Genomic DNA, 14489 nt, shown 5'->3' on the forward strand with positions numbered 1-14489 from the left:
GAAGTACCCGATTCCTTCTGATGCACCTTTTAATTCGATCGCTCGTTTGATGCTTTCATTCTTTCTTGAGGGTGTGTATTAATACTCCCATCTGCACGCTTTGAAGCATATCTTGCCTTTGCACGAGGCTCGCCTTGGAATTTATTATTGTTTTGGTTGGGGAATCCTTTTTGTTTATTTCGCAAATTTTTCTCCTCCAAGCATCAGATTAAAGAAAGAAGCGTTTCCGCTTACCACTAGTATGGGTATGGGACAGTATAGTTCATTCTGTAAAAATATTGGCAATGAGGTGGTTCTAATGAATGATTACCATGAAAGATTAACCAAGATACTGCTTGAGAAAAATGAACACATCACGTATGAGCAAGCTTTGACTTGGGTGGAATTATTATGGGAAGATTTCGAGGCGACCTATGCAAAGGCCGGGCATGAATATGCCGGAGAAGAAATGACATCGCGCGTTGTAATGACCTGGATTGATAACTACGGAGAGCAATTCCACGAATTCATTGCAAAAAACCCTAAATATAAACAATTATTAAATCAGCAGAATCGAGTGCATTAAAAAAGCTGATTCCAGAGGGGTTCCCTGGAATCAGCTCTTTTCAATATGCAGTGACTACAAAATAATATTCAATTTCTTCTGCAGTTTCGCTTCGCTAAAGATCCAGCCGGTATAAGAATTCAAGATATTCAATTCGCTGTCTAAATGGACCACTGCCACAAACGGGTAATATCCATTGCTGCGATATCTTAAATCGATAAAACGGACTTCATAATATTCTTTTATCTGTTCGATTTCAAAGCGGTAAACCGGGGAAAAGGACAGAAAGGCTGCCAAGTTGATATCCTTCTTGGCGGCTTCGAGAATTTCACTTTCAGGCAAAGGCACTCGATCGAACGTATCCAGAATCGTCACATATCCATTATCGGCCCGTGCCACATAATAATTCTTTTCGGTAATCACCGCAATTTTCCAGCGGTGAAAACGCATGGTTGGTGATAAAAGAATTTTCCTTGCTCCAGGAATTTGCCGTTTGACCACTTTTTTTATAAAAGCCTGTTCCCTGAATCTGGAAATGTAATAAATGACGAGTATTCCGTAAATGGAGAGAAATAAATAGCCTGGAGGAAATCCAAAGCCCCATAAGATCAGGCCGGCAACATGTATTCCAAAAATGAACGGGTCAAATGTATTGATGACTCCTAAAGCTACCCATTTTGACGAAATCGGCCTAAGAGCCTGGGTCCCATAAGCATTGAATATATCCACGAATACATGAAGGAATACGGCTAAAAAGGTCCAAAGCCAAAGATGAAGGTAATTTGCTTCAGGTATGATGGCGAAAAGTGCTCCGCTGATAATCAAGGGCCAAAGTAAAACAGCGGGAATGGAATGCGTGATTCCACGGTGGTTTCGTATATATACAGCATTATTCCTTAATTTTAAAACAGTGTCAATGTCCGGAGCTTGTGATCCCAATATCGTACCTGCTATGACTGCACTTGCAGTGACTGGGCTCTGCGCAATGACAGGATCTAATGTGGCAAGACCTCCAAGGGCAATTCCCATGACAAAGTGAGTACCTGTATCCAAAAAACTAACCTCCCTGCCACAAATTGAAAAAAATGGTCTTCTCTCATCATACCGTATTTATATATTAACCATCAAATGAATAAAATTTTTACTTTTTTTCGTGCCCGTGACAAATAAATGGATATGAACATGATATTAAAAAAAGAATGACCTACTATAGGTATTCCCATTTTTGATAAGAGTTTAACATCTTTGGAGGAACTGATGTGAAAGAAATAACGATCCCGACAATAGAAAAAATAAAAATCGAAGAATTTCAAAAAGATTTGGTTTCCTGGTTTCTCGAAGAACAAAGAGAATTGCCATGGAGGGAAAATAAGGATCCATACCGTGTTTGGGTTTCTGAAATAATGCTGCAGCAAACGAGGGTGGATACGGTTATTCCTTATTTCAACCGATTTGTGGAATGGTTTCCAACACTCGAGGATTTTGCCAATGCCGATGAAGAGAAAATCCTAAAAGCATGGGAAGGGCTGGGATATTACTCACGTGTAAGGAATCTGCATAGTGCCGTTCAGGAAGTGAAGGCATCCTATAATGGTATCGTACCGGATGATCCCGAGGAAATTTCAAAATTGAAGGGTGTCGGCCCATATACAGCCGGTGCGATTCTTAGTATCGCATACGGCAAGCCGGAGCCAGCCGTTGATGGAAACGTCATGCGTGTTTTATCAAGGATATTGATGATATATGAAGACATAGCAAAGCCAAAGACAAGAAAAACATTCGAAGCTGCCGTAAGAAAGCTGATCGATCATGAACATACGTCTGCCTTCAATCAAGCCTTGATGGAACTTGGTGCATTAATCTGCACACCGGGTAAGCCTGCCTGCCTATTATGTCCCATTCAAAGTCATTGTCTAGCATTTGAATCCGGAGTTCAGTCGGAATTGCCGATAAAAATTCAAAAGAAAAAAACGCGGGATGTACCAATTGTAGCTGCCGTTTTAACAAATGAAAAAGGTGAATATTTGATTCACAAGCGAGCATCAGCAGGATTGCTTGCAAATCTTTGGGAATATCCGAACTTCGAAAACCATTCATCCCTTTTGCATAAGCGTGAATTCTTCGAGAGTCGGTTTCAGGAAATGTATGGCGTCAAACCTGAAATCACTGAATCACTTGTGAGGATTGAACATGTTTTCTCGCATCTCGTTTGGAAAGTGGACACATATATCGGAGTGGTCAAAAAGGCCATCAGTGAAGAGACACTAAGAGAACAGCAACTTAAGTGGGTGAGTGAAGCAGAGATGGAGGAGTTGGCATTTCCGGTTTCCCACCAAAAAATGATGAAGGCGTATAAAGAAAAAGAACGAATTGAATAAAGGCTCTCAATTGATATTATATGGTAATATAAGGGTATTGAGGGGGCGCGGAAATGAGGATAGTCATTCAAGCATTCATGGGTTCAGTCATCATTCATGCTTTATATTTTGGGAGTGCGATAATGGTTGGGTCCATAAAAACGAGCCGATATAAACCGGACATTGAAAATGCATGGGAACAAGCAGGGGCACTTCAGAATGAAATGGTATTCGGTAATGTAATTTCACCTTCTTTATATTCGTTAACATTCTTTGGGACAGCCCTGATTTGCGCACTGGCTATAACCTCTTATAATAAAATTGTGATTAAAAAAAGGCGCTAGTGATTTAGGAGCATGAAAGAGGATATCCGCTTAGATATCCTCTTCCTTTTGTTGATTTTCAAAGCCATATCCGTATAAAATCAATCGTAAAGGGTTTTCGTTCCATGAGTATAATCGGCTTCCTGCCTGTTAAGTCCGCCTCTATTTTCAATTTCTTTGACGATTTCGCTATGGATACTCTGTCCTTCTTGGTTTAAATAAGGTACCATTTGTTGAAGGGAGTGATGAAAATAGGCAAGTTCGCTATTTTCCCAATCCGATTTTTTCATCATCGACAACTCTGTCATATCGCGTCCAACATACATAACAGTAACACTCCTTAAAAAATGATTTTTATTACTCGGTGTTTACTCAGAAAGGATGAATAAACAAATGGAACAAAAAGTGGCACTCGTTACAGGTAGCAGTAAAGGTTTAGGCAGAAGCACGGCAATAAGGCTTGCAGAGGAAGGTTACGACCTCGTTATTAATTATGCCCGGAGCAAGTCAAAAGCATTAGAAGTGGCAGCCGAAATTGAAGCATTGGGGCGTAAAGCCCTTGTAGTTAAGGCGAATGTCGGTGACGTTGCGAAAGTGAAAAGCATGTTCGAGGAAATCGATGCGTATTATGGGCGTTTGGATATTTTCATCAATAATGCGGCCTCAGGTGTGCAGCGTCCGTTAATGGAGCTGGAGGAATCCCATTGGAACTGGACCATGGACATCAATACGAAAGCCCTCCTTTTCTGTGCACAGGAAGCGGCGAAATTAATGGAGAGGAATGGCGGGGGGAAAATCGTCAGCATCAGTTCACTAGGATCCATTCGCTATTTGAAAAATTATACAGCTGTTGGAGTTTCCAAGGCTGCGCTTGAAGCCCTGACAAGATATTTAGCGGTCGAATTGGCTGCAAAAAATATTTGTGTCAATGCCGTTTCAGGCGGTGTGATCGATACAGATGCCCTGAAGTCTTTCCCGAATCGGGATGAAATGCTTGCCGAGGCGGCAGAACAGACTCCGGCTGGACGGATGGTCGAGGTGGAAGATATGGTGAATACCATCCTGTTCTTAATTTCCGATGGAGCCAGTATGATTCGTGGACAAACTGTAATAGTTGATGGAGGCATTTCATTGCTTGTTTAATGTTATTGGAAAAATTTAAATGTTTTTAGTTGGATAACACTCCTGGATAATGGTTATCTTATTATCGTGGAGGTGATATCAATGGCTAAAAACATGAATAAATCACAAGCAGGTACTAATGTTCAACAAGTGAGACAGCAAAACGCGCAATCTCAACAAGGTCAAGGCCAATTCGGTACAGAATTTGCTTCTGAAACTAACGTTCAAGAAGTGAGACAACAAAACGCGCAATCTCAACAAAAAAAAGGTCAAGGTCAAGCACAAGGCCAATTCGGTACAGAGTTTGCTTCTGAAACTAACGTTCAAGAAGTGAAACAACAAAACCAAAAATCTCAAAGCAATAAAAGCCAAGGCTAATTGCCGATTAAAAGCATCCTTCTTTTGAAGGGTGCTTTTTTTTTGCCTTTCATTGGTTTCGACAAATGTTTCGTCGTGTTTACATATTATGTCAAAGGAAAAAACGGATAAAAATAGAATATACATACTATAGAAAAAATACAGATTAGGAAGGTGCATTCATGGAGGAATTTAACCGGCTTATAAACAACCAGTTGAAAACGATGGATAAGCTTTTACTTTTACAATCCGAAATCGAAAGATGCCAAGATATAGAGAAGCAACTCCTTGCCCTGGAAGAGGAGAGTGAAGCAGTCACGATTCAGGAAGAGATTCAACTCAAAAAGCAGGAATTGAAAAGTATCCATGATATGTTCGAGAAGCAAACGGAAGAAGTCATCCGTTATTTTCAGCAAGGACAGGCTGCCATACGATAAAGAACCGGCTAATTTCTTAGTTAAAATGGGTGGATGGTCAGACTTTTTCGACTTATTTACACATTTTCACTGGGAGATTAGCCACTTTTGTTTTAAATTTATGAATAAATCGCTATAATATAGGAATATAGGGTAAATGGAAAAAAGTATATATTTTTAAATACACACAACACTGCAAACGGAATAGGGCACAGTACGCTGTCAGGGTGTCTATAGAAAGTAGGGAGAGATAAATGGGGATTGTTCCTGCCGAAGGAGGAAAAATCCAAATCCATAGCTATAAACATAATGGACATATCCATCGTATCTGGGAAGAGACGACCGTTTTAAAAGGGACCCAAAATCTGGTGATAGCAGCGAATGACCGTACTATGGTAACGGAATCAGATGGAAGGACCTGGATTACGAGAGAGCCGGCGATTTGCTATTTTCATTCAAAGTATTGGTTTAATGTTATTGGTATGTTGAGAGAGGACGGGGTTTATTATTATTGCAATATCAGTTCGCCGTTCACATACGAATCGGGAGCATTGAAATACATTGACTATGACCTGGACATTAAAGTATTCCCAGATATGACGTTTAATTTGCTGGATGAGGATGAATATGAAAGGCATCGGAAAGAAATGAATTACCCGGATGCCATCGATTCAATATTGAAACAGAACGTAGACTATTTGATTTATATGATACGCCAGCGAAAAGGACCATTCTCCGCAGAGTTTATTGATAGTTGGTATGAACGCTTTTTAACCTATCGATGATAGAAAGGGCCTGCTGCATAATTGGCAGGCTTTTTCATTATGTATCGTGCCTACCATCTGATTCAATCCTTCAAGAATGCAGGAACCATTACACCTCCTATAAATGGTTATGAAGGATATTGATGAAAACCTTTTGATAGTTAATCATCGAAAAGGAAAATATAATTGAATGGTGCATATAAGATATAAGATTCCAAATTGACAGTTTGGATTTAATGATTCAGAAAAGGAGGAAATCCGTGGGGAGCATTAAGAGATATTTGCAATTCGTCAAACCATATAAATGGCAGATAATCGGGACGGTACTGATTGGATTGCTAAAGTTCGCCATTCCGCTTTTGCTTCCATTGCTCAGTAAGTATATTGTGGATGACATCATCGGAAATGGCGACCTGTCCAAAGCCGTGAAGTCCGAACGCCTTTTATGGGCAATGGCCATCATGATATTCATTTTCGTTGCAGTCAGACCGCCGATTGAGTATTACCGTCAATATTTCGCTCAATGGACCGGAACGAAAATCTTATATGATATTCGTAATGATTTATTTACTCATATACAGAAACTGAGTTTTAAATATTATTCCAATACAAGGGTGGGCGAGGTCATTTCAAGGATGATCACGGATGTGGAACAAACGAAGAACTTTGTCATCACGGGTCTGATGAACCTTTGGCTCGATATCGCAACGATTATCATAGTGATAGTCATCATGTTTACGATGGACGTGAAGTTAACCATTGTATCCATCATCATGCTTCCATTTTACGCATTTTCGATCAAGCATTTCTTCGGAAAGCTGAGAACCTATACAAGGATTCGGTCCCAAGCGTTGGCGGATGTACAGAGTCACCTTCATGAACGGGTTTCAGGGATGTCAGTCATCAAAAGCTTTGCAATAGAAGACAGGGAACAGGAATTGTTTGCGAAGCAGAACAAGAATTTCCTTGATAAGGCCCTAAAGCATACGAGCTGGAATGCTAAGTCATTTGCTGTCGTCAATACGATCACGGATATTGCCCCCCTGCTCGTGATAGGATTTGCCGGTTATCAGGTCATTCATGACCAATTGTCACTGGGTACCATGGTTGCTTTCGTCGGCTTCATAGACCGGCTATATAATCCCCTCAGACGTTTAGTTAACTCTTCGACGACAATGACCCAGACATTGGCGTCCATGGACAGGGTTTTTGAGTTTGTGGATGAGAAGTATGATATCGATGACGAACCAGGGGCGAAAGAGCTGAAGCATGTGGATGGCCGAATAACCTTTCAGGATGTATCGTTTGCTTATGACGAGAAAGAGGCACCCGTTTTGAAACATATAAATTTGGATGTTAAACCAGGGGAAACCATTGCACTTGTCGGGATGAGCGGAGGCGGGAAATCCTCGATCGTCAGTTTGATTTCCCGTTTCTATGATGTGTCGGAGGGAAGGGTATTATTGGATGGGACGGATATCCGTAAATATCAAGTCCGCAGCCTAAGAGATAAAATAGGAATGGTTCTACAGGATAATATCTTATTTAGTGAATCGGTAAAGGCAAACATCCTTATGGGACGGCCCGATGCCAGTGATGAAGAAGTAGTTGAAGCGGCAAAGGCGGCGAATGCCCATGACTTCATCATGGGTCTAAAAGAAGGATATGAAACGAAAGTCGGGGAGCGGGGCGTCAAATTATCCGGAGGCCAAAAGCAGCGGGTGGCCATTGCGAGGGTATTTTTGAAAAACCCGCCAATCCTTGTTCTCGACGAAGCCACATCCGCATTGGATTTGGAAAGTGAGCACTATATCCAGGAGGCGCTGGATATTTTGGCGAAAAACCGGACCACCATCATCGTGGCCCATCGGTTATCAACCATCACCCATGCCGATCGGATCGTTCATATCGATAATGGGGAAATTACGGAAATGGGAACACACGAAGAACTTATGAAAAAGCAAGGGCATTATTACAACCTATTTCAAGTGCAACAATTGGATGCTTAAGTAGAAAAGGAAAAACAATAAGAAAAAGAAGACCATTCCGCTAACGGGAATGGTCTTTCTTTTTCTTATTCGAACCGGTGGATAAACGTTATGAAATCCTTTTTTCATGCAGCGTTTTTTTTCTGTCAGGAAGGAATTGCAGAAAATGCTTCATTCCCTCAGGCAAGGCGATACCGACGATGATCAAGCACATCCCGAACCATTGCAGTGACGTAACCTGCTCATTCAAGAAGATGACGGAAACGACCATCGCTGAAGGCAGCTCCGCTGCACAAAGAATCGTTCCAAGCCCGACACCCACTTTCGGCAAACTGACAGCAAAGAAAAAGAAAGGAACTAAAACACCCAAAGTGCCTAGCAGCAGACCGTAGTACCATAGGTTCGTTTGGACAAGATTCGTCACAAGTGTGACGGGGTTAGTCGTGAATACAGCAGTCAGCATACCACCCGTTGCAATGAAAAACAGCCGTTTCATTGAAGATTCCCCAGCTGCGAATTGAGAGTTGCAGTACATATACAGTGCAAAAAGCAACGCAGACAATAGACCGAACAATACGCCTTTTAGGCTTAGGCCGGATAGAGGCTGACCAAAGATCGCGCCTGCCAATAATGTTCCGATGAAGAGAACGAAAATGGCAATGAGTTTATTTTTATCCGGGCGTCTTTTATTTATGAAACTTTCAATGAGGACGCCTATCCAGGTAAATTGAAATAAAAAGACAACGGCAATCGAAGCGGGAAGCTCGGATACGGAAACGGCATATGCCTTTCCGACGAAAGTGGACATCATGCCCGTGATTAAAAGTAATCCGGCACTCTTCCATGAAACTTTATATTTAAACGAAAAAAGAAATAACACGGAGACAATCAGCCAACCGACGAGGTATTGGCTGCCGACCAGTTCTCCAGAAGAATGGCCATCCATGAATCCAAACTTCATCATCGTGGATAATGTGCCATATGAGATCGAACCGATTAAGACCATTATGGAATACTTCAAAAGTTGCATGTTTTTCACCCCTGTAAAAATAAAAATCGCCACCTGCCAAAAAGGCAAGTGACGAACGAAAAAAGGAAATCCTTTTAAAATTCCGTCTCTCAACAAAAGCTGAGTTTAAAAAAATGTTTGTGTTGCATTACCTTAGCTTAAAGTATTTGTGAATATTTGTCAACCAGAAATATAAGTTAAGCCTGCAGTCGATCTTTAAGCTAAAGGCGGCGGCAGAGGTCGAAAATGTTTCTATCATGCATAGTAATTGAAAACCCCAAAAGAGGCGAAAGAGCCGAATGGGGGGATGTGTTTCAGTCACGATTTTCCTGGAAGTCTTCCAATGTACCACGATATTCCGCGTCTTTCATTTTGCGAAGATTAGGCTTTTTTTCTGCAGTTGGCTCATCATTTGGCTTTTGATTGTGAAGCTTGGAAAGAGCCAAACGATAATCCTGATCTTTCATTTTCAATTCATCATTGTCTGTTGGGGAGATGATTTCGGTAACGGAATCATCTGCCGAAGAGGAAGAGAACTCTTCCAATGAGTTCTCTTCCTCGACACCCGGCGGCTTATCTTCAGGTGATAAGGCTTTGATATTGAAGGTGATCAAGCCCGTAACCGCTATTATGGCAACGATGATAATTAGAATTATGCCCATTGAATCAAGCCTCCTAGAGCTCGTTTATGAATGAACGGGTGACATGGGCTACCCGTTTTCCTAATGCTTCTCCAAGCTGCAAATCATTTTTGGTGATGTTGTCATCCACACCGGGCGGACAGCTTATCCCCACTCCATAGTAGGAACCATATAAGGCGTTTTCCGGGACAGTACCGGGTAAGCCTACAATGATCATGCCTTGATGAAGCATTGGGGTGATTAAGTTTAACATGGTAGCCTCGAGTCCGCCATGTACGGTGGCCGTCGTACAGAATACAGCCCCCACTTTATTGATCAGCGCACCTTCCGCCCATAGATACCCAAGTTTATCAATCCATGTTTTCAAACTCGAGCTGATGGTGCCGAAATGACCGGGACAGCCCCAAATGATTGCATCCATTTCCTGTAGCTTATAAACATCGGCCTCGTTTACATGGTCAATGAGAACCTCAGCCCCAGGAACTGCTGCGGCTCCTTGAGCTATTGATTCGGCAAGTGCTTTCGTATGGTTACCTTCACTGTCGTAAACAACATAGATCTTCATTTTTATTCCCCCATTTAGTTAAACCGATTTTTTTACTGGTGAAGGAAGCAAAGGTACATCCAAATGTTCCTGTTTAGCTTTTTTCATTGCTTTGTCCTTCCGAACGTCACGCAAAAACAGTGAGAGAACGATACCGGCAATTGCGAAGCCTGTTGCCCAAAAGAATGCATCATTGATTCCCATCACATTCGCTTGACCCTGAATTTGTGAGGAAATCAGCGACATGGCCGTTTCCTGTGCTTGTTCACTAGTTTGATTCATCGTACTCATGATGGATTGGACGATTGTTTGGAAGTTCTGAACAAAACCGGGATCACTCGTACTCATTTCCGTTCCTAAAGCAGTTCCATGGAAAGAAGCACGGGTAGTATAAATGGTCGTCACGAAGCTCGTACCAATGGCTCCGGTAACTTGTTTCAGCGTATTGCTCATTGCCGTACCATGTGTATTCAAATGTTTAGGAAGCTGGTTCATCCCAGCCGTCATGATCGGCATCATCAGTAAAGACATTCCAAGTGCACGGATGGCATAGATGATGACCAAAGTCGAATAAGTAGTTTCCGTAGTCAAATTAGCAAATTCGAAGGTTGTGACAGCAGTGATCGCTAAACCAAGAAGTGCTAATGGACGAGGACCGATTTTGTCAAATAATGCTCCTGAAATGGGTGACATCACCATCATCACAAGGGCTCCGGGTAACATCAATAGACCGGATTGAACTGGTGTGAAGCCTCTTAAAGTCTGCAAATATATTGGCAATAAGAATATCCCGGTAAACATGGCCACTGTGACGATGGCGGAAATGATATTCGATAATACGAACATGTCATACTTGAATACACGGAAGTCGAGCATAGGTGTTTCCGATTTTAGCTGTTGAACCACAAAGAGGGTCAATAGGATCAGCCCGATGATGATCGTTCCCAGAACGATTGAATCCGTCCAGCCTTTGGAACCTGCTTCACTGACACCGTATAGTAATGATGCAACACCTAGCAAGGATAAAGAGGCGCCCAATAAATCCAATTTGATTTTCTTTGGTTCTGCTACATTATGCATGCTTAAAAGGGCAAGTATTATGACTATCATGCCTAATGGCACCATTGCATAGAACATGACCCGCCAGCTATATTCCTGAATGACCCAACCTGATAAAGTCGGGCCGATGGCAGGGGCAAACATAATGGCCAGTCCGAATATCCCCATTCCTTTCCCGCGCATTTCCGGAGGGAAGATGAAAAGGATGATCGTCATGACCAATGGCTGGAGGATCCCGCCTCCAGCCGCCTGGATCAGACGGCCTGTAAGGATGACGGGGAAATTAGGTGCAATGCCGCAGATGAATGTCCCGACAGTGAATAGCAACATGGCAGCAAGGAATAAAACCCGCGTGCCAAACCGTTCTATTAAAAAAGCGGACAGTGGGATCAAGGCTCCATTCACGAGCATGAATCCAGTTGATAACCATTGAATCGTAGTCGCAGCTACATTGAATTCTGCCATCATCCTCGGCATGGCGACACTAAGCAGAGTTTGATTCAAAATGACCATGAACAAACCTAGCATTAAGATAATTAACATGGGGGCAAACTGTTTCATTCCCTTGTTTTCATTTACTGAGATGGTTTGAGAAGCCATTTATTGAAAAGCCTCCTTTCTGTATAACTGTGTAGCCGGTTTATTTAGTTGAAATTTTCACTTCTGCGTTCATTCCAGGCAGAACTTTATCGGATGGTGCTTTGATGGAAATTTTAACTGGTACTTTTTGAGTGACTTTCGTATAGTTTCCGCTGCTGTTTTGATTGCCCATCACTGAAAAGACAGATGTTGTGGCATAACCGATCTGTTCCAATGTACCTTCGAAAACAGTATCGGGATCTCCATCGATGATAATATCGACGCTGTCACCTTTTTCGATATCCTTCAATTTATTTTCCTCAATATTAGCCGTTATGGACAGATCATCCATATTGATGGTCTGAGCTAGCGTTTGACCCGCTTGAACAAGCTGCTCATCATGCACTTGTGTTTTAACGATTGTACCTTGTGCTGCGGTTTTTACTGCTTCTTTTCCATCTAAGGTGTTTACATTGGCAACTTGGTCATTCTTACTTACATTGTCTCCTTCGTGTAAGTCCCAATCTGCTAATTTACCGGCAGCGGGGGCAACGATGGTATATAGCTCTCCCGACACTTTCGCTTCATCCGTTTTAATGAAATTCGTGCTTTCATAATAGTAATAAGCCCCACCGGCTAATACCGCTACTATAATAACCAAACCAATGACATTGATTAAAACTAAACGTCCTCTATTCACTTGTTTCGCCTCCAAAAATATTGATGATGTATTCCCTTTGATTAACGTTCATTAGCTAGAAATGATACCGCCTCCTATTCTAAAGGTTATTTATTAATTTTAATAAATATTAATTTTTGTAAGTATTAATATTATAAGTAAAGAGTTTACCAGTTTAATTATTTTTTGTCATGTAATTTATTCGGAAAAATAGTGGGAAATAAATACAGTAAAGTGGTGAAAATTTGAATTTTTTTTATTTTTAAGGATATATGGAAAGTTAATTTGACAACGGAATGTCATTTAATTAAATTTAAGAGGTAGGATTGTCCTATATAAGGAGTGAGAAGGCTGGAATTTAAATGGGAAGTAACTAATAGTATAGAAATGCAGATTTTTCGGATTAGGAAGAAGCTTAGGGCCATCGTAGCAAAAAATCTTCAGCCTTATGGATTAACATCGCCGCAATTTTTCATATTATTGATATTGAAAAAAGAGGGGTCGATCAAATCGACCAAGCTGGCTGACTTCTTAACAGTAAAGCCAAGTGCGATTACCGTATTTGTAGATAAGTTGGTCGAAATGGATTATGTGAAACGGCAGCCCTCTGAAAAGGATCGCAGGGTCATCAATCTTGAATTGAAAGAGGCAGGGGAAGCGATTTTGGGGAGAGTCCTTGCGGATCATAACCAATTGATGGGCAAGAACTTCAACTCATTCTCAGAAGATGAGCTGCAGGATCTTTTGCAGAAATTGGATACGATTGAAAAGGCTGCTGATAAGAACCTTTTGGATGATTGAATGAGGAGCCTGCTCGAAATAGAGACGAAAAAAGACGGTTCCCGGGAACCGTCTTTTTTTAATCTTCTACATACTGGACAGATAATTCGTTATCTTCCTTATGGAAGGACTGGAAGCTGACGATCAGCTTTTCAAGATGTTCCAATTGTTCGTCATATTCTATGACTGCAGAAATCAATGGAACAAGGCGAGCAGAGAGATGGCCCAGATTATCATGCATTTCGTCCACTTGATTTTGCTGTTCGAAGAAGTGGGCGAGCAGCTCTTTACGACTTAAACAATCTTGATCCCAATCTTCAATCTCCTCGATGGACTTGATTTTTTCGATATGAAGTAATATTAACTGTTCATGCTTGCGGATCAATGAATCAAGCTGCTGTAAGATGCTCCGTTGGAAATCTTCAGGCATTTGATATACTTCATTCTCGAATTTATGGACTCTTTTCAAGGTTTCAAACGCTTTTTTTGTCGTTATGATCATCTGCCGATAAACGACAAGCTTTCTTGCTTTAGCTACACTGTTCTTCTTGAAATATTCCCGTTCCTCTTTGTACATGGAATAGATATGTTCCAGATCGAGTAACTCCGCCTTCAATCGGCTGATGTCTTTTTTCAATAAAGTGTGTTCTGTAGCATGCCTTGTGCTGATTCTGATCCATTTCAAGATGTCTTCCGTTACATCTGTAATGCGTGTATAAAGCTTTGCTTCGTATTTTGGAGGAATGAAAACCAGATTCACGATGAACGAAGAGACGATTCCAAGCAAAACGGATGAGAGACGAATAAAGGCAAAATTCAGGAATTCCCCGTTCTGGCTTTCCATGATGGCAATGACCGTCACGATGGAAAGGACAATCGTTTTATCCATTTTCAGTTTTAAATTGATGGTTATGACAACCATTACGGCAAGACCGATTATAAAAATATCATTTCCGAACAACAAAACGAAGGAGACAGCAACCAATGCGCCGATGATATTTCCTTGAATTTGCTCCAGCACCGTTTGATATGAACGGTATATGGTCGGCTGTATTGCAAAAATTGCAGCAATCCCAGAAAGGACAGGAGCAGGAAGATTAAGCAGTTCCGATAGATAAAGCGCTAAAACAATTGCTATTCCTGTTTTGAGAATGCGGGCACCAAACTTCATATATGGGTTAATCCTTTCTTTGTGTTGTAATGGATCGTGGTAAGAAAAGGCTCTATTTATATATAGGCTTATGCTTAAAGTTGTATTCTAACTTATTTGTTAGTACTTTACACTAAAATAAGAAGATGTAAACAAAAAGTAATATACAGGATTTTC

Annotated in this window: 18 protein-coding genes; 9 read left to right on the forward strand and 9 right to left on the reverse strand. The window is 41.3% G+C overall.

The genetic code is table 11. The features are described 5' to 3' along the window. Positions 1-29 precede the first annotated feature (29 nt). A complete protein-coding gene (locus QNH43_RS03620) occupies positions 30-185 on the reverse strand; it encodes a small, acid-soluble spore protein K (RefSeq protein WP_034305387.1) in 156 nt (51 codons plus the stop codon). A gap of 113 nt (positions 186-298) precedes the next feature. Here QNH43_RS03620 and QNH43_RS03625 point away from each other — a divergent pair, with 113 nt between their 5' ends. Beyond that, positions 299-565, forward strand: a complete 267-nt coding sequence (locus tag QNH43_RS03625; protein WP_076371133.1) for a YfhJ family protein — start codon at positions 299-301, stop codon at positions 563-565. A 54-nt stretch (positions 566-619) separates the two neighbouring features. On the opposite strand, the gene QNH43_RS03630 is transcribed toward QNH43_RS03625, so the two are convergent. After that, a complete protein-coding gene (locus QNH43_RS03630; protein WP_076371135.1) occupies positions 620-1597 on the reverse strand; it encodes a metal-dependent hydrolase in 978 nt (325 codons plus the stop codon). 206 nt (positions 1598-1803) lie between these two features. Here QNH43_RS03630 and mutY point away from each other — a divergent pair, with 206 nt between their 5' ends. Together mutY and QNH43_RS03640 are read left to right on the forward strand one after the other, a co-directional pair. Further along, the gene (gene mutY, locus QNH43_RS03635) at positions 1804-2922 is read left to right on the forward strand and encodes an A/G-specific adenine glycosylase (protein ID WP_283916842.1); all 1119 of its coding nucleotides are present in this window, start codon (positions 1804-1806) and stop codon (positions 2920-2922) included. A 53-nt stretch (positions 2923-2975) separates the two neighbouring features. After that, on the forward strand, positions 2976-3245 hold the full coding sequence (locus tag QNH43_RS03640) for a hypothetical protein (protein ID WP_283916843.1): 270 nt from the start codon (positions 2976-2978) through the stop codon (positions 3243-3245). A gap of 80 nt (positions 3246-3325) precedes the next feature. Here the strand turns inward: QNH43_RS03640 and QNH43_RS03645 are convergent, their stop codons facing one another. Then, the gene (locus tag QNH43_RS03645; RefSeq protein WP_076371141.1) at positions 3326-3550 is read right to left on the reverse strand and encodes a hypothetical protein; all 225 of its coding nucleotides are present in this window, start codon (positions 3548-3550) and stop codon (positions 3326-3328) included. Positions 3551-3617: 67 nt separating this feature from the next. On the opposite strand from QNH43_RS03645, the gene fabL reads away from it, so the two are divergent. The 5 genes from fabL to QNH43_RS03670 all read left to right on the forward strand — a co-directional run bounded on the left by fabL (position 3618) and on the right by QNH43_RS03670 (position 7892). Then, positions 3618-4367, forward strand: coding sequence for an enoyl-[acyl-carrier-protein] reductase FabL (gene fabL, locus QNH43_RS03650; protein ID WP_063234820.1), 750 nt, complete (start codon positions 3618-3620; stop codon positions 4365-4367). A gap of 81 nt (positions 4368-4448) precedes the next feature. Continuing rightward, entirely contained in the window at positions 4449-4724 is a 276-nt protein-coding gene (locus QNH43_RS03655) for a gamma-type small acid-soluble spore protein (RefSeq protein WP_283916844.1), read from the forward strand. A gap of 161 nt (positions 4725-4885) precedes the next feature. Continuing rightward, positions 4886-5140: a YgaB family protein gene (locus QNH43_RS03660; protein ID WP_063577340.1), complete on the forward strand. Its 255-nt coding sequence runs from the start codon at positions 4886-4888 to the stop codon at positions 5138-5140. A gap of 233 nt (positions 5141-5373) precedes the next feature. Further along, entirely contained in the window at positions 5374-5904 is a 531-nt protein-coding gene (gene ntdP / locus QNH43_RS03665) for a nucleoside tri-diphosphate phosphatase (protein WP_063234823.1), read from the forward strand. Positions 5905-6143: 239 nt separating this feature from the next. Continuing rightward, positions 6144-7892 carry an ABC transporter ATP-binding protein gene (locus QNH43_RS03670; protein WP_283916845.1) on the forward strand — a complete coding sequence of 583 codons (1749 nt, stop codon included), beginning with the start codon at positions 6144-6146 and terminating at the stop codon, positions 7890-7892. 88 nt (positions 7893-7980) lie between these two features. On the opposite strand, the gene QNH43_RS03675 is transcribed toward QNH43_RS03670, so the two are convergent. The 5 genes from QNH43_RS03675 to QNH43_RS03695 all read right to left on the reverse strand — a co-directional run bounded on the left by QNH43_RS03675 (position 7981) and on the right by QNH43_RS03695 (position 12403). Then, complete coding sequence (locus tag QNH43_RS03675; protein WP_283916846.1) at positions 7981-8901, reverse strand: EamA family transporter; 921 nt, start codon at positions 8899-8901, stop codon at positions 7981-7983. A 293-nt stretch (positions 8902-9194) separates the two neighbouring features. After that, the gene (locus QNH43_RS03680) at positions 9195-9542 is read right to left on the reverse strand and encodes a hypothetical protein (RefSeq protein WP_283916847.1); all 348 of its coding nucleotides are present in this window, start codon (positions 9540-9542) and stop codon (positions 9195-9197) included. A gap of 13 nt (positions 9543-9555) precedes the next feature. Next, positions 9556-10086: an NAD(P)H-dependent oxidoreductase gene (locus QNH43_RS03685; RefSeq protein ID WP_063234827.1), complete on the reverse strand. Its 531-nt coding sequence runs from the start codon at positions 10084-10086 to the stop codon at positions 9556-9558. An 18-nt stretch (positions 10087-10104) separates the two neighbouring features. Then, a complete protein-coding gene (locus QNH43_RS03690) occupies positions 10105-11724 on the reverse strand; it encodes a DHA2 family efflux MFS transporter permease subunit (RefSeq protein ID WP_283916848.1) in 1620 nt (539 codons plus the stop codon). 40 nt (positions 11725-11764) lie between these two features. After that, entirely contained in the window at positions 11765-12403 is a 639-nt protein-coding gene (locus QNH43_RS03695; RefSeq protein ID WP_283916849.1) for a biotin/lipoyl-containing protein, read from the reverse strand. Positions 12404-12724: 321 nt separating this feature from the next. Here QNH43_RS03695 and QNH43_RS03700 point away from each other — a divergent pair, with 321 nt between their 5' ends. Next, positions 12725-13183 (forward strand): MarR family winged helix-turn-helix transcriptional regulator, encoded by a 459-nt coding sequence (locus tag QNH43_RS03700; protein ID WP_081395760.1) that lies wholly within the window; start codon positions 12725-12727, stop codon positions 13181-13183. 58 nt (positions 13184-13241) lie between these two features. Here the strand turns inward: QNH43_RS03700 and QNH43_RS03705 are convergent, their stop codons facing one another. Further along, positions 13242-14333 (reverse strand): FUSC family protein, encoded by a 1092-nt coding sequence (locus QNH43_RS03705; protein WP_283916850.1) that lies wholly within the window; start codon positions 14331-14333, stop codon positions 13242-13244. Positions 14334-14489: the final 156 nt, after the last annotated feature.

It is taken from the genome of Peribacillus simplex (assembly GCF_030123325.1).
GTDB classification, from domain to species: Bacteria; Bacillota; Bacilli; order Bacillales; family DSM-1321; genus Peribacillus; species Peribacillus simplex_D.

Coding starts and splice junctions, on each gene's coding strand:
- QNH43_RS03625 (WP_076371133.1), top strand. CDS start 299: ATGAATGATTACCATGAAAGATTAACCAAGATACTGCTTGAGAAAAAT.
- QNH43_RS03640 (WP_283916843.1), top strand. CDS start 2,976: ATGAGGATAGTCATTCAAGCATTCATGGGTTCAGTCATCATTCATGCT.
- QNH43_RS03645 (WP_076371141.1), bottom strand. CDS start 3,550: ATGTATGTTGGACGCGATATGACAGAGTTGTCGATGATGAAAAAATCG.
- fabL (WP_063234820.1), top strand. CDS start 3,618: ATGGAACAAAAAGTGGCACTCGTTACAGGTAGCAGTAAAGGTTTAGGC.
- QNH43_RS03655 (WP_283916844.1), top strand. CDS start 4,449: ATGGCTAAAAACATGAATAAATCACAAGCAGGTACTAATGTTCAACAA.
- QNH43_RS03660 (WP_063577340.1), top strand. CDS start 4,886: ATGGAGGAATTTAACCGGCTTATAAACAACCAGTTGAAAACGATGGAT.
- ntdP (WP_063234823.1), top strand. CDS start 5,374: ATGGGGATTGTTCCTGCCGAAGGAGGAAAAATCCAAATCCATAGCTAT.
- QNH43_RS03675 (WP_283916846.1), bottom strand. CDS start 8,901: ATGCAACTTTTGAAGTATTCCATAATGGTCTTAATCGGTTCGATCTCA.
- QNH43_RS03680 (WP_283916847.1), bottom strand. CDS start 9,542: ATGGGCATAATTCTAATTATCATCGTTGCCATAATAGCGGTTACGGGC.
- QNH43_RS03685 (WP_063234827.1), bottom strand. CDS start 10,086: ATGAAGATCTATGTTGTTTACGACAGTGAAGGTAACCATACGAAAGCA.
- QNH43_RS03690 (WP_283916848.1), bottom strand. CDS start 11,724: ATGGCTTCTCAAACCATCTCAGTAAATGAAAACAAGGGAATGAAACAG.
- QNH43_RS03705 (WP_283916850.1), bottom strand. CDS start 14,333: ATGAAGTTTGGTGCCCGCATTCTCAAAACAGGAATAGCAATTGTTTTA.